This is a genomic window from Phytobacter massiliensis JC163 (assembly GCF_000321045.1).
In the GTDB taxonomy this organism is placed as follows: Bacteria; Pseudomonadota; Gammaproteobacteria; order Enterobacterales; family Enterobacteriaceae; genus Phytobacter_A; species Phytobacter_A massiliensis.
Genome location: NZ_HE578947.1, coordinates 225,556 through 238,437, shown reverse-complemented (window position 1 = coordinate 238,437; position 12,882 = coordinate 225,556). Strand labels below are relative to the sequence as shown.

The window sequence follows — 12,882 nt, the reverse complement described above, 5'->3', positions numbered from 1 at the left end:
TCTACGCCGCTCCACGGCCTGTAAAAATCCAAAATATGGATTGAAAAACGGACGATACCCCAAATATTTCTTATGTTTAAATCTAGTCTCATTTATCACGTTTATTGTGTTAAAAGAGACGCTTCGTTACAACCTTCACCGCACTTCGTGATTCCGGGAGGCCTCACCATGAGTCTATTTGATAAAAAACACCTTGTTGCTCAGTCGGATGCACTGCCCGGACGTAACACGCCGATGCCTGTCGCCACGCTACATGCCGTTAACGAGCACTCCATGACCAACGTACCAGAGGGGATGGAAATCGCCTACTTTGCGATGGGCTGCTTCTGGGGCGTGGAGCGACTTTACTGGCAATTGCCGGGCGTTTACAGCACTGCGGCGGGCTATATGGGCGGCTATACGCCAAACCCAACCTATCGGGAAGTGTGCAGCGGGCAGACCGGTCATGCCGAAGCGGTACGCGTCGTTTACGACCCGGCCGTCGTCAGCTACGAGCAATTGCTACAGGTTTTCTGGGAAAATCACGATCCAGCCCAGGGGATGCGCCAGGGGAACGACCACGGGACGCAGTACCGTTCCGCCATCTACCCGCTGACGCCGGAACAGGACGCCGCCGCGCGTGAGAGTCTTGCGCGTTTCCAGGCCGCCATGCGCGCCGCCGGTGACGATCGCGCTATTACCACCGAAATCGCCACCGCCCCACCCTTCTATTATGCAGAAGACGATCACCAGCAGTACCTGCACAAAAATCCGTACGGCTACTGCGGGATCGGCGGCATTGGCGTCTGCCTGCCGCCGCAAAGCTAACGGGTAGTTAATGCTCTGGCAGCGTTAGCAGGCCTTACGCTATACTACCCCTCGAAATTGCCGGTTCACCGCTTCGGACCGGCTTTCATTGTGTTTTACCACATGGATATTTCAACTTCCCTTCCGAGGATCTGGCGAATAGCCGGATAAGATATGTTAAACAGCATCTTAGTCATACTCTGTCTGATAGCTGTGAGCGCGTTTTTCTCGTTATCCGAGATATCGCTTGCCGCTTCCAGGAAAATCAAACTTAAACTGCTGGCCGATGATGGCAATATCAACGCCCAGCGCATCCTGAAAATGCAGGAGAACCCCGGCACCTTCTTTACCGTGGTGCAGATTGGCCTTAACGCCGTCGCCATTCTTGGCGGTATCGTGGGCGATGCGGCCTTCTCTCCGGCGTTCTACAACGTGCTCATTAAGGTCGTCTCGCCGGAACTGGCCGAACGCCTGAGCTTTATTATCTCGTTTTCGGTGGTCACGGGGATGTTCATCCTTTTTGCCGACCTCACCCCGAAACGCATCGGTATGATTGCGCCCGAAGCCGTGGCTTTGCGTATCATCAACCCGATGCGCTTCTGCCTGTTTATCTTCCGCCCGCTGGTCTGGTTCTTTAACGGCATGGCCAACAATATCTTCCGTCTGTTTAAGCTGCCGATGGTGCGCAAAGACGATATTACGTCGGATGATATTTATGCGGTGGTGGAGGCCGGGGCGCTGGCCGGCGTGCTGCGTAAGCAGGAGCATGAGCTGATTGAGAACGTCTTTGAACTGGAATCGCGTACGGTTCCCTCTTCAATGACCTCCCGCGAAAACATCATCTGGTTCGATCTGCATGAAGATGAACAGAGCCTGAAAAATAAAGTGGCGCAGCATCCCCACTCGAAGTTCCTGGTCTGTAACGAAGATATCGACCACATCGTGGGCTATGTGGATTCGAAAGATCTGCTTAACCGTGTGCTGGGCAACCAGAGCCTGGCGCTTAATAGCGGCGTGCAGATCCGCAACACCCTGATCGTGCCCGATACCCTGACGCTCTCCGAAGCGCTGGAAAGCTTTAAGGCCGCCGGGGAAGACTTCGCCGTGATCATGAATGAATATGCGCTGGTGGTGGGTATCATCACCCTGAACGACGTCATGACCACGCTGATGGGCGATCTGGTAGGCCAGGGGCTGGAAGAGCAGATCGTCGCCCGTGACGAAAACTCATGGCTGATTGATGGCGGAACGCCGATCGATGACGTGATGCGCGTGCTGGATATCGATGAGTTTCCGCAGTCCGGCAACTATGAAACCATCGGCGGCTTTATGATGTATATGCTGCGAAAAATCCCGAAACGTACCGATTCGGTGAAGTTTTCCGGCTATAAGTTTGAGGTGGTGGATATCGATAACTACCGTATCGATCAGCTGCTGGTGACCCGTATTGACGCCAAAGCCACGGTGTTAACGCCGAAGCTGCCGGACGCTGAGAACCAGAGCGAAAGCTAAATCCCTTCCCCTGAAAATACCAACGGCTCCGTTACGGAGCCGTTTTTATTACTGCGATTACTGCATAGCACAAGTGATTACGCCATCTCAGTGTTCAGATGCATAACCTGACGGTTGACTTCTGACATCACAGCATAGTGCTGCTTATCCTTCACTTTCGGGACGAGGATTTTGCCTTTATCGAACTCGAAAGCGCCAACATCCTTGATATACAACCGTCCACGAAACAGGATTTTCACGTACTTCGCCACTTGACGTGGGTTGTAACGCTGGAAAATTTTCATTTTTGTATCTCCTGCTGAGTATTACGCCCTTGCGGTGCCACATTTGGCCCGACAGTGATGAGCGCAAATTTTGTTGCTCAATGACTATAGTTCAGAAACCTGAGGACACCTAGTCTGTATAAGTTTTTTACCTTTTGATTACAGTTATTCAGAATTTTCTTTGCAGCTTGTTAATGTCAGCAGTATAAGCCGTCGTTTTTACACAGATATGTGCGTTCACCCGCAAACTGGCATCCTGCTTGCGGGAAAAGTGCCTCGATCGCACATATCATTAAAAGGTTAAGCCAAGTGGTCGGATCACCTGCAAACATTACAAGGAAACACCATGACTTTACGAAATATTCTGGCAGCGAGCTGCCTGCTGATGCCGCTTCTGGCGCAGGCGCATAACTTTGAGAACAACCAGCGCGTACCGCCCGTGGGCATCGCCGACCGGGGGGAGTTGTTTTACGATAACGGTAAGTTTAGCTATAAAAAATGGAATAGCGCGCAGCTTCCTGGCAAAGTGCGACTTGTACAACATATTGCCGGTCGGACCTCTGCCAAAGAGAAGAACGCCGCGCTGGTCGAAGCGATTAAATCGGCTAATCTCCCCCACGATCGCTACCAGACCACCACCATCATTAATACCGATGACGCCATTCCCGGCTCGGCCATGTTCGTGCGCAGCAGCATTGAAAGTAATAAAAAGCTCTATCCGTGGTCGCAGTTTATTGTCGATAGCGATGGCGTAGCGCGCAAAGCCTGGCAGCTTGAGGAAGAGGGATCGGCGGTCGTGGTGCTGGATAAAGACGGGCGGGTGCAGTACGCCAAAGACGGCGGGTTAACCCAGCAAGAGGCGCAGCAGGTGGTTGCCCTGCTGCGTCAGTTACTCAGTAAATAGAGACCCTAAAGCCGGGGTTCAGGAACGATTCACGCGGCGTGTAATCCAGGGTCCGGCCCTGCCAGTCGTGAACGTGCGCCCCGGCAGCTACCGCCACCGCATGGCCTGCGGCGGTGTCCCAGACGTTAGTCGGCCCGAAGCGGGGGTAGAGCTGAGCCTGCCCCTCCGCCACCAGACAAAACTTCAGGGATGAGCCAATGGCCGTGGTCTGGTGTTCCCCGAGCTGGGTTAGATACTCCTGTAGCTCAGTATCCTGCTGCGCATGGGAGCGGCTAATGACCACCAGCGGCGGGCGCGCGTCGCGCACCTGAATAGGGTTGCGCACCCCGCTCTCCTCCTTCCACGCTTTCCCCTCCGCGGCGCTGTACATCACCTTCAGCACCGGCGCATAAACCACGCCCAGCACCGGCTTACCCTGTTCAATCAGAGCGATGTTCACCGTGAACTCACCGTTGCGTTTAATAAACTCTTTAGTGCCATCCAGCGGGTCCACCAGCCAGTAACGCTGCCAGTGCTGGCGCACCTCCCAGCCGGGGGGATCTTCTTCTGAGAGCAGCGGAATGTCCGGCGTGAGCGCCTGCAAACCGCGCGCAATGACGCCATGCGCTGCAATATCCGCCGCCGTGACCGGAGAGTCGTCTGCTTTACTGGTCACCTCCATCGGCTGGTGACCGTCATAAACCTGCATGATGGCATCGCCTGCTTCTCGCGCAAGCTGACAAATCGCTTCTAACATCATCCACCTCTTTGTTATGGCAGTGGGATCTAACTCATTGTTTTACTTATATCGCATTACGTCTGATTCTGCCAGGTGTGATAGTTGTTGCATTTATGTGTCGTTTTTCATGGCAGAATTCACAATTCTGTAAGCAACAAAATGTAAATATCATTCTCTTTTGTGGCTTAGATCGAAAAAGGACACCTCTGATGATCAAGTTTAGTGTAACGCTCCTTGCCACGCTGATTGCAGCCAGCGTGCAGGCCGCAACAGTGGATTTACGCATTCTGGAAACCACTGATTTGCATAGCAACATGATGGACTTTGACTATTACAAAGATTCTGCGACGGAAAAGTTTGGCCTGGTGCGTACCGCCAGCCTGATTAACGCCGCCAGACAAGAAGCCAAAAACAGCGTGCTGGTGGATAACGGCGACTTAATCCAGGGCAGTCCGCTGGGGGACTATATGGCGGCGAAAGGGCTGAAAGCGGGAGAAGTACACCCGGTTTATCAGGCCATGAACACGCTGGATTACGCCGTCGGTAACCTTGGCAACCATGAATTCAACTACGGCCTCGACTACCTGCATAACGCGCTGGCCGGCGCGAAGTTCCCTTACGTTAACGCCAACATTATTGACGCCAAAAGCAAAAAGCCCCTCTTCACGCCTTACCTTATTAAAGAGACCGCGGTGACCGATAACGAGGGCAAGCCGCAGACGCTGAAAATTGGCTATATCGGTTTTGTACCGCCGCAGATTATGGTCTGGGACAAGGCCAATCTGAGCGGCAAAGTGACGGTAAATGACATCACCGAAACCGCGAAGAAGTATGTGCCGGAGATGCGGGAAAAAGGGGCGGATCTTGTGGTGATCGTCGCCCACTCCGGCCTCTCTGCTGACCCTTACCAGGCGATGGCGGAAAATTCCGTTTACTACCTGAGCGAAGTGCCGGGCGTTGACGCCATTCTCTTCGGCCATGCCCATGCGGTCTTCCCGTCGAAAGATTTCGCCAGCATCAAAGGCGCGGATATCGAGAAGGGTACGCTGAACGGCGTGCCATCGGTGATGCCGGGCATGTGGGGCGATCATCTGGGCGTAGTGGACCTGGTACTTAACAACGACGGAGGCAAATGGCAGGTTACCTCGTCAAAAGCCGAGGCGCGGCCCATTTACGACGCCGCGGCGAAGAAATCGCTGGCGGCGGAAGACAGCAAGCTGGTTAGCATTCTGCAACCCTCTCACGACGCCACCCGGGAGTTTGTCGGCAAACCTATCGGCAAATCCGCTGACAATATGTACAGCTACCTCTCGCTGGTGCAGGATGACCCGACCGTTCAGGTAGTGAACAACGCGCAGACCGCCTACGTGCAGCACTTTATTCAGGGCGATCCGGATCTGGCGAAGCTGCCGGTACTTTCCGCCGCCGCGCCGTTCAAAGCGGGCGGCCGTAAAAACGATCCGGCAAGCTTTGTCGAGGTTGAGAAAGGCCAGCTTACCTTCCGCAACGCGGCGGATCTCTATCTTTATCCCAACACGCTGGTGGTGGTGAAGGCGACCGGCAAAGAGGTAAAAGAGTGGCTGGAGTGTTCCGCCGGACAGTTTAACCAGATCGATCCCAACAGCGATAAGCCGCAGGCGTTGATCAACTGGGACGGCTTCCGCACCTATAACTTCGATGTGATAGACGGCGTGCAGTATCAGATTGATGTGACGCAGCCCGCCCGTTACGACGGCGAGTGTCAGAGCGTAAATCCGCAGGCCGAGCGCATCAAGAACCTCACCTTTAACGGCAAACCCATCGATCCAAACGCTCTGTTCCTGGTGGCAACCAATAACTACCGCGCCTACGGCGGCAAATTTGCCGGTACCGGCGACAGCCATATCGCCTTCGCCTCGCCGGATGAGAACCGCTCTGTGCTGGCGAAGTGGATAAGCGACGAGTCGGCACGGGCTGGCGAAATCCACCCGGCGGCGGACAATAACTGGCGGTTAGCGCCCATCCACAGCGACAAAGCGCTGGATATTCGCTTCGAAACCTCGCCGTCAGACAAAGCGGCGGCCTTTATTAAGGAAAAAGCGCAGTACCCGATGAAAAAAGTCGGCAACGACGACATCGGCTTTGCGCTCTACCAGCTGGATTTAAGGAAGTAATGTTGGTTTACCCGGAGCGACGTGCGCGCATCCGGGTAAATCAGGCTGCAGCCTCATGATTCGCCAGCACCTGCGGCAGGTTCAGCTCAATCCAGTCCGCCAGGTCCGCCACCTTCGCGCTCACCTCTTCACCCAGCGGCGTCAGGCTGTACTCCACATGCGGCGGCACCACCGGATATGAGACGCGACGGAGAAAGCCGTCCTGCTCCAGCGCCTGCAATGACTGGGCCAGCATCTTTTCACTGACGCCGCCCATCTTGCGGCGTAAATCACTGAACCGGTGCGTACCGTCGCGCAACGCCACCAGAATCAACACGCCCCAGCGGCTGGTGACATGTTTAAGCACATCCCGCGACGGGCACGCCTCGGCAAAGAGGTTGCCTTCACGCAGCTGCTCGCTAAGGGTCAGATTCGCTGTTTTCATACTTACCTTTTTGTACGTACTTACTAAAAGTTAGTTAAGGTGCTAGTGTGCCACAACACCAGACAAAGACGAAGAGGAAACATCATGATCGCAGTTACCGGCGCAACCGGCCAGCTTGGCGCACTGGCTCTTGAAGCATTACTAAAAAACGTCAACGCTGGCGAACTTGTCGCTATCGTTCGTAATCCGGCCAAAGCCGACGGCCTGGCGCAAAAAGGGGTAAATGTGCGTAAGGCGGATTATACCGACCAGGCGGCATTTACCGCCGCGCTGGCCGGGGTGGACAAACTGCTGCTTATCTCTTCCAGCGAAGTGGGGCAGCGTGCGGCCCAGCACCGCAATGTCATCAACGCCGCGAAAGCCGCCGGGGTGAAATTTATCGCCTATACCAGCCTGTTGCATGCGGATAGCTCCCCGCTCGCGCTGCGCCTGGAGCATGTCGAAACGGAAAACATGCTGGCGGAATCCGGCATTCCCTTCACCCTGCTGCGTAACGGCTGGTACAGTGAAAACTACCTTGCCAGCGCGCCTGCCGCCCTGCAACACGGGGTATTTATCGGCGCGGCGGGTGAGGGCAAAATCGCCTCGGCGACCCGCGCGGATTACGCCGCTGCCGCCGCCCGCGTGGTGAGCGAAGACGGTCACGCTGGCAACGTATATGAACTGGCGGGGGATGAGGCCTGGACGCTCAGCGAGCTGGCGGCGGAGCTCAGCAAACAGAGCGGCAAGCCGGTGGTTTATCAGAACCTGAGCGAAGCCGATTTTGCCGCCGCCCTTAAAAGCGCAGGGCTGCCGGAGGCCTTTTCGGATCTGCTGGCGGATTCCGATGTCGGTGCCTCGAAAGGCGGGCTGTTTGATGACAGCCGCACCCTGAGCAAACTGATCGGCCGCCCCACCACGTCCATCGCCGAAAGCATCCGCAGCACGCTGTAACTGTTACAAACTGGTTAATTTTTGTAGCATGCCGCCGGGTCATCCTCAATAATAAGGTGTGACCAGGCGGAGAAGAACAGTGGAAGGCGTACCGGAACAGTTCATAGACGAAAGAGACAGCGCGCGATTTCGCCATCTACCCGCATTGCCGGGGGTGGAGCTTTATCATGCGCATATCTCCCGCTACGCCTTCGAACCCCATACCCATGAAGCCTTTGGCATCGGCGCGATAGAAGCCGGCGCAGAGCGGTTTCGCTACCGCGGCGCGCAGTACATCGCCCCGGCGAACTCTGTCGTCACCATGAACCCGGATGAGCTGCACACCGGTGAAGCGGAGACCGCTGACGGCTGGCGTTACCGGATGGTGTATCTCGATCCCGCCCTGCTGGAAGAGGCCATCGGCATTCGCCACTGGTGGTTTAACGACGTCACCCGCCACGATCCCCGCCGTACACGGCAAATTTGCACGCTTATTCACGGCCTCTGGCACACTGACGATGCGCTGGCGCAAAAGGGGATGCTGCTGGATCTAATCGACACGTTCCGCCCGCTGGCGCGCCATGCGCCCGCCCGCGCGGAAGGCGCGCACCGCTTTGAACGGGTACGCGACTATCTGCACGATAATTTCATGCGCCCGCTAACCCTGGACGAACTGGCGCAGGTGGTCTCCCTCAGCCCGTACCATTTTCAGCGCCAGTTTAAGGCCCATTTTCACGTCACGCCGCATCAGATGCTGATGGCTATCCGGCTGTGGCGCGCCAAAACGTTTCTTACCCAGGGAATGGCCGCCGCCGATGTCGCGGCCGCCACCGGTCTTAGCGACCAGTCCCACCTGACCCGCGCCTTTACCCGCCGGTATGGCATCACCCCCGTGCGCTACCAGAAACAGGTGGCGCCGCGTTAATGCGCAACCTCATACAATATTCCGCCCGCCCTCTGCCCTACACTCTTGCCGCAAACGGTAAACAGGAACGACGAAATGGTTAGCGGCGTGTTGTATGCCCTGCTTGCGGGGATGATGTGGGGGTTAATTTTTGTCGGGCCGCTGCTGGTGCCGGACTATCCGGCGGTATTGCAGTCTACCGGGCGCTATCTGGCGCTGGGGATAATCGCCCTGCCGCTGGCCTGGCTGGGCCGCCAGCGTTTACGCCAGCTTAAACGCGCGGACTGGCTGACCGCCCTGGCGCTGACCATGATGGGCAACCTTATTTACTACGTCTGCCTTGCCAGCGCTATTCAGCGCACCGGCGCGCCCATCTCCACGATGATAATCGGCACCCTGCCGGTGGTGATTCCCGTCTTCGCCAACCTGCTCTACAGCCAGCGCGACGGCAAGTTCGCCTGGCGTAGCCTGGCCCTCGCGCTGCTGTGCATCGCCGCAGGACTCGGTTGCGTCAATATCGCGGAATTGCGCGGCGGGCTGGTGGATTTTTCCTGGTGGCGCTACGGCTCAGGCATTCTGCTGGCGCTAATATCCGTCGTCTGCTGGGCGTGGTATGCCCTGCGTAATGCCCGCTGGCTGCGGGAAAACCCTGATAAAAACCCGATGATGTGGGCGACCGCCCAGGCGCTGGTGACGCTGCCGGTTTCTTTGCTGGGCTACGTTGCGGCCTGCCTGTGGCTTAACGTACAGCAGCCCGACTTCGCTCAGCCTTTCGGCCCGCGTCCCGCCGTGTTTGTCGGCCTGATGCTGGCTATTGCGGTGCTCTGCTCGTGGGTGGGCGCGCTGTGCTGGAATATTGCCAGCCAGCGGTTGCCCACGGTGATTGTCGGGCCGCTTATCGTTTTTGAAACGCTGGCGGGCCTGCTGTACACCTTTTTACTGCGTCAGAGCATGCCGCCTTTGCTCACGCTGTGCGGTATCGCCCTGCTGGTGTGCGGCGTGGTGATGGCGGTACGGGCCAAACCGCAAAAGCCGCGCGTAAAGTCCATTTCCGACGCTATCTCATAAGCGTCGGCTACGGACGATTTACCCCGCCCCGAAAGGGGTATATCATCGAATTAAAGATGCATTTAAAATACATGTTATAAATTCAGATGAGGTAATCGTTATGGCTTTCCGTGACCAACCGCTGGGCGAACTGGCGCTCTCTATTCCTCGCGCTTCCGCCCTGTTTCGCAAATACGATATGGACTACTGCTGTGGCGGCAAACAGACGCTGGAGCGTGCAGCGGCACGCAAGGAGCTGAATATCGACGCCATAGAAGCAGAGCTGGCGACGCTGGCCGAACAGCCAGTAGAGAAGGAGTGGCGCACAACCGCGCTGAGCGAAATCATCGATCATATTATCGTGCGTTATCATGACCGCCACCGCGAACAGCTGCCGGAGCTTATTCTGCAAGCGACCAAAGTGGAGCGCGTTCACGCCGACAAACCGAACGTGCCGAAGGGGCTGACCAAATATCTCTCTATGCTGCATGAGGAGCTCTCCAGCCATATGCTGAAAGAGGAGCGCATTCTGTTCCCGCTTATCAAACAGGGCATGGGCAGCCAGGCGAATGGGCCAATTAGCGTGATGGAAAGCGAGCATGACGAAGCGGGTGAACTGCTGGAGGTGATTAAGCACATCACCAATAATGTCACGCCGCCGCCGGAAGCGTGCACCACCTGGAAAGCGATGTACAACGGCATTAATGAATTAATCGACGATCTGATGGAACACATCAGCCTGGAAAATAACGTTCTGTTCCCGCGTGCCCTCGCTGGAGAATAAAAAAAGGCGCCTGAGAGCGCCCTGATTCATGGAAGTCTTCTGAGCCGCCTGCGCGGCTCTTTTTTATGGCTGCAAATTAGCGTTTGTCCGCCAGACGTTTTTTCCCAACGACCAGCCAGCCCAGACCCAGCACGATAAACCACAGCGGGGTCACCATCAGCGCCTGCCGCGTGTCCGCTTCCAGCGTCAGCAGCGCCAGCACGAAGACAAAGAACACCATGCAAACCCAGCACATCAGCTTGCCAAGCGGCATCTTATAGGTGGATGCGGCGTGCAGCTGCGGACGGTTTTTACGATAGGCCAGATACGAGCAGAGAATAATTGTCCAGACGAACATAAACAGGATCGCTGAGACGGTCGTGATCATGGTGAACGCGGCAATCGCGCTTGGATTCACATACAGGATCACTACCCCGCCCAACAGACAGATGCAGGAGAAGGTCAGCCCTTTTGCCGGTACGGCGCGTTTTGAGAGCTTACCAAACGCCTTCGGCGCGACCTTATCCTGCGCCAGGCCAAACAGCATGCGGCTGGTGGAGAAGACGCCGCTGTTAGCGGAAGAGGCGGCGGAGGTCAGCACCACAAAGTTAATAATGCTTGCCGCAGCGGGCAGCCCCACCAGCACAAACAGTTCCACAAACGGGCTCTTATCCGGCACCACCGAACTCCACGGCGTGACCGACATAATCACTATCAGCGCAAACACGTAGAACATGATGATACGAATCGGAATAGAGTTAATCGCACGCGGCAGCGACTTCTCGGGATCTTTAGTCTCTGCGGCGGTGGTGCCCACCAGCTCTATGCCCACAAAGGCGAAGACCGCTATCTGGAAACCGGCAAAGAAACCGCTGATGCCTTTCGGGAACCAGCCGCCGTCATTCCACAAGTGCGCGAAGGAGGCTTCCACCCCGGTCGGCGATTTGAAATGCATCAGTACCATCACCAGCCCGACCACGATCAGCGCCACGATGGCGACAATCTTGATCATGGCGAACCAGAACTCCATTTCGCCAAACATTTTTACCGTGGCGAGGTTCAGGCTCAGCAGCAGCACCACTACGGCCAGGGCCACGATCCAGTCGGAAAGACCAGGGAACCAGAACTGGGCGTAAGCGGTGATCGCCACCACGTCCGCCATACCCGTTACCACCCAGCAGAACCAGTAGGTCCAGCCGGTGAAATAGCCCGCCCAGGGGCCAAGCAGATCGGCGGCAAAATCGCTGAACGACTTATACTCCAGGTTCGACAGCAGCAGCTCGCCCATCGCACGCATAACGAAAAAGAGCATAAAGCCGATGATCATATAAACAAAAATGATCGACGGCCCCGCCAGACTGATGGTTTTCCCCGAGCCCATAAATAGCCCGGTCCCGATTGCGCCGCCGATAGCGATAAGCTGAATATGCCGGTTTGTGAGATTTCGCCGTAGCGATTGTTCAGTCGACGCCTCTTCACCGGCGACAACTTTAACCTGATCTACCATGTTTATTTCCTGTCTGTGTTGTTGGGCTCTTCTGGCCTTTATGTGCATCAATCGTCCTCTCGGGGACGCAACGATATTAGGTAAGAATCGGCGGGATGAATACTCTGAATTAAATGTGATGTTAAATATTTGTTTAAAGTGAGTAGCATATCACTCAGACGACGCGATATAGCTCACAAAAATACACCAGCTAAGCGCAGGTGCAAGATAATATATCGGTATTTATATCATTTATGAATGATTCGCGCAGAAAGCGCGCTTCCTCTCATCGCAGGAGGAGAGGAAGCGATGGAACATTACAGGATTTCCAGCAGTTCCACTTCAAAAACCAGGGTGCTGAACGGCGGGATAGAGGCACCCGCGCCACGCTCGCCATAGGCCAGGTTATGCGGAATGGTCAGTTCCCATTTAGAGCCTACCGGCATCAGGGTCAGCGCCTCGATCCAGCCTGCGATAACGCCGTTCACCGGGAATTCCGCCGGTTCGCCGCGGGCAACGGAGCTGTCAAACACGGTGCCGTCAATCAGCTTACCGGTGTAGTGCACACGCACGCGATCGGTGCGTGCCGGGATCGCGCCTTCGCCCTGGGTGATAACACGGAACTGTAAACCAGACTCGGTGCTGTTTACCCCTTCGCGCTCGCGGTTCTCATCAAGGTATTTCACCCCTTCCGCCGCCATCTCTTCAAAACGAGCACGACGCACCGCATCAGCACGTTCATGGATTTCACGCAGCGCGCGATGCACCACATCCACCGGCACCGCAGGCTGTTTGCCTGCCAGCGCGTCCGCGATACCTGCGACCAGCGCTTCCGGCAACAGCCCCTGCAGACCGGAGTCACTAAGCTGCTGACCGACCTGCAAACCAATGCCGTAGCTGGCCTGCGCTTCGATGGTGTCAAACGTTGGGGTTGTCATGGCTTTTCCTTTCATCGCTTTTTAAAGTAGCGCGCAGCATAACAGTCGTGCCGCGGCGGGTAAACTTTGTCG

General features: G+C 56.1%; 13 protein-coding genes. 8 read left to right on the top strand and 5 right to left on the bottom strand.

Annotated elements, in window-relative coordinates:
• Positions 1–168: 168 nt before the first annotated feature.
• Both msrA and paeA read left to right on the top strand, forming a co-directional pair.
• Complete coding sequence (msrA, locus tag ENTHG_RS15280) at positions 169–807, top strand: peptide-methionine (S)-S-oxide reductase MsrA (protein ID WP_044181397.1); 639 nt, start codon at positions 169–171, stop codon at positions 805–807.
• Between the two features lie 153 nt (positions 808–960).
• Positions 961–2,298 (top strand): polyamine export protein PaeA, encoded by a 1,338-nt coding sequence (paeA, locus tag ENTHG_RS15275; RefSeq protein WP_044181395.1) that lies wholly within the window; start codon positions 961–963, stop codon positions 2,296–2,298.
• Between the two features lie 77 nt (positions 2,299–2,375).
• Here the strand turns inward: paeA and ENTHG_RS15270 are convergent, their stop codons facing one another.
• Positions 2,376–2,582 (bottom strand): DUF1107 domain-containing protein, encoded by a 207-nt coding sequence (locus tag ENTHG_RS15270; protein WP_044181393.1) that lies wholly within the window; start codon positions 2,580–2,582, stop codon positions 2,376–2,378.
• Positions 2,583–2,907: 325 nt separating this feature from the next.
• On the opposite strand from ENTHG_RS15270, the gene ENTHG_RS15265 reads away from it, so the two are divergent.
• Entirely contained in the window at positions 2,908–3,465 is a 558-nt protein-coding gene (locus ENTHG_RS15265) for a YtfJ family protein (protein WP_044181391.1), read from the top strand.
• On the opposite strand, the gene cysQ is transcribed toward ENTHG_RS15265, so the two are convergent.
• Positions 3,455–4,201 (bottom strand): 3'(2'),5'-bisphosphate nucleotidase CysQ, encoded by a 747-nt coding sequence (gene cysQ / locus ENTHG_RS15260; RefSeq protein ID WP_044182498.1) that lies wholly within the window; start codon positions 4,199–4,201, stop codon positions 3,455–3,457. The genes ENTHG_RS15265 and cysQ overlap by 11 nt on opposite strands.
• A gap of 191 nt (positions 4,202–4,392) precedes the next feature.
• On the opposite strand from cysQ, the gene ENTHG_RS15255 reads away from it, so the two are divergent.
• Positions 4,393–6,336 (top strand): bifunctional 2',3'-cyclic-nucleotide 2'-phosphodiesterase/3'-nucleotidase, encoded by a 1,944-nt coding sequence (locus ENTHG_RS15255; protein WP_044181388.1) that lies wholly within the window; start codon positions 4,393–4,395, stop codon positions 6,334–6,336.
• A gap of 40 nt (positions 6,337–6,376) precedes the next feature.
• Here ENTHG_RS15255 and ENTHG_RS15250 read toward each other — a convergent pair whose 3' ends face one another.
• Positions 6,377–6,760, bottom strand: a complete 384-nt coding sequence (locus tag ENTHG_RS15250; protein WP_044181385.1) for a winged helix-turn-helix transcriptional regulator — start codon at positions 6,758–6,760, stop codon at positions 6,377–6,379.
• An 84-nt stretch (positions 6,761–6,844) separates the two neighbouring features.
• On the opposite strand from ENTHG_RS15250, the gene ENTHG_RS15245 reads away from it, so the two are divergent.
• The 4 genes from ENTHG_RS15245 (at position 6,845) to ytfE (ending at position 10,407) form a co-directional block, all read left to right on the top strand.
• The gene (locus tag ENTHG_RS15245) at positions 6,845–7,693 is read left to right on the top strand and encodes an SDR family oxidoreductase (RefSeq protein WP_044181383.1); all 849 of its coding nucleotides are present in this window, start codon (positions 6,845–6,847) and stop codon (positions 7,691–7,693) included.
• Between the two features lie 79 nt (positions 7,694–7,772).
• Positions 7,773–8,597, top strand: a complete 825-nt coding sequence (locus tag ENTHG_RS15240) for an AraC family transcriptional regulator (protein WP_044181380.1) — start codon at positions 7,773–7,775, stop codon at positions 8,595–8,597.
• A 75-nt stretch (positions 8,598–8,672) separates the two neighbouring features.
• Positions 8,673–9,644: a DMT family transporter gene (locus ENTHG_RS15235; protein WP_044181377.1), complete on the top strand. Its 972-nt coding sequence runs from the start codon at positions 8,673–8,675 to the stop codon at positions 9,642–9,644.
• A 100-nt stretch (positions 9,645–9,744) separates the two neighbouring features.
• A complete protein-coding gene (gene ytfE, locus ENTHG_RS15230) occupies positions 9,745–10,407 on the top strand; it encodes an iron-sulfur cluster repair protein YtfE (protein WP_044181374.1) in 663 nt (220 codons plus the stop codon).
• A 76-nt stretch (positions 10,408–10,483) separates the two neighbouring features.
• Here the strand turns inward: ytfE and cycA are convergent, their stop codons facing one another.
• Together cycA and bamJ are read right to left on the bottom strand one after the other, a co-directional pair.
• Positions 10,484–11,893 (bottom strand): D-serine/D-alanine/glycine transporter, encoded by a 1,410-nt coding sequence (gene cycA / locus ENTHG_RS15225; protein ID WP_044181371.1) that lies wholly within the window; start codon positions 11,891–11,893, stop codon positions 10,484–10,486.
• 296 nt (positions 11,894–12,189) lie between these two features.
• Positions 12,190–12,810 (bottom strand): BamJ family beta-barrel-assembly machinery protein, encoded by a 621-nt coding sequence (bamJ, locus tag ENTHG_RS15220; RefSeq protein WP_044181369.1) that lies wholly within the window; start codon positions 12,808–12,810, stop codon positions 12,190–12,192.
• Between the last annotated feature and the right edge of the window lie 72 nt (positions 12,811–12,882).

Bases quoted from the DNA above. Each gene is read 5' to 3' on its own strand.
- bamJ (WP_044181369.1), bottom strand. From the start codon at position 12,810: ATGACAACCCCAACGTTTGACACCATCGAAGCGCAGGCCAGCTACGGC.
- ytfE (WP_044181374.1), top strand. From the start codon at position 9,745: ATGGCTTTCCGTGACCAACCGCTGGGCGAACTGGCGCTCTCTATTCCT.
- ENTHG_RS15270 (WP_044181393.1), bottom strand. From the start codon at position 2,582: ATGAAAATTTTCCAGCGTTACAACCCACGTCAAGTGGCGAAGTACGTG.
- ENTHG_RS15245 (WP_044181383.1), top strand. From the start codon at position 6,845: ATGATCGCAGTTACCGGCGCAACCGGCCAGCTTGGCGCACTGGCTCTT.
- ENTHG_RS15265 (WP_044181391.1), top strand. From the start codon at position 2,908: ATGACTTTACGAAATATTCTGGCAGCGAGCTGCCTGCTGATGCCGCTT.
- cycA (WP_044181371.1), bottom strand. From the start codon at position 11,893: ATGGTAGATCAGGTTAAAGTTGTCGCCGGTGAAGAGGCGTCGACTGAA.
- ENTHG_RS15255 (WP_044181388.1), top strand. From the start codon at position 4,393: ATGATCAAGTTTAGTGTAACGCTCCTTGCCACGCTGATTGCAGCCAGC.
- ENTHG_RS15250 (WP_044181385.1), bottom strand. From the start codon at position 6,760: ATGAAAACAGCGAATCTGACCCTTAGCGAGCAGCTGCGTGAAGGCAAC.
- paeA (WP_044181395.1), top strand. From the start codon at position 961: ATGTTAAACAGCATCTTAGTCATACTCTGTCTGATAGCTGTGAGCGCG.
- ENTHG_RS15235 (WP_044181377.1), top strand. From the start codon at position 8,673: ATGGTTAGCGGCGTGTTGTATGCCCTGCTTGCGGGGATGATGTGGGGG.
- msrA (WP_044181397.1), top strand. From the start codon at position 169: ATGAGTCTATTTGATAAAAAACACCTTGTTGCTCAGTCGGATGCACTG.
- cysQ (WP_044182498.1), bottom strand. From the start codon at position 4,201: ATGTTAGAAGCGATTTGTCAGCTTGCGCGAGAAGCAGGCGATGCCATC.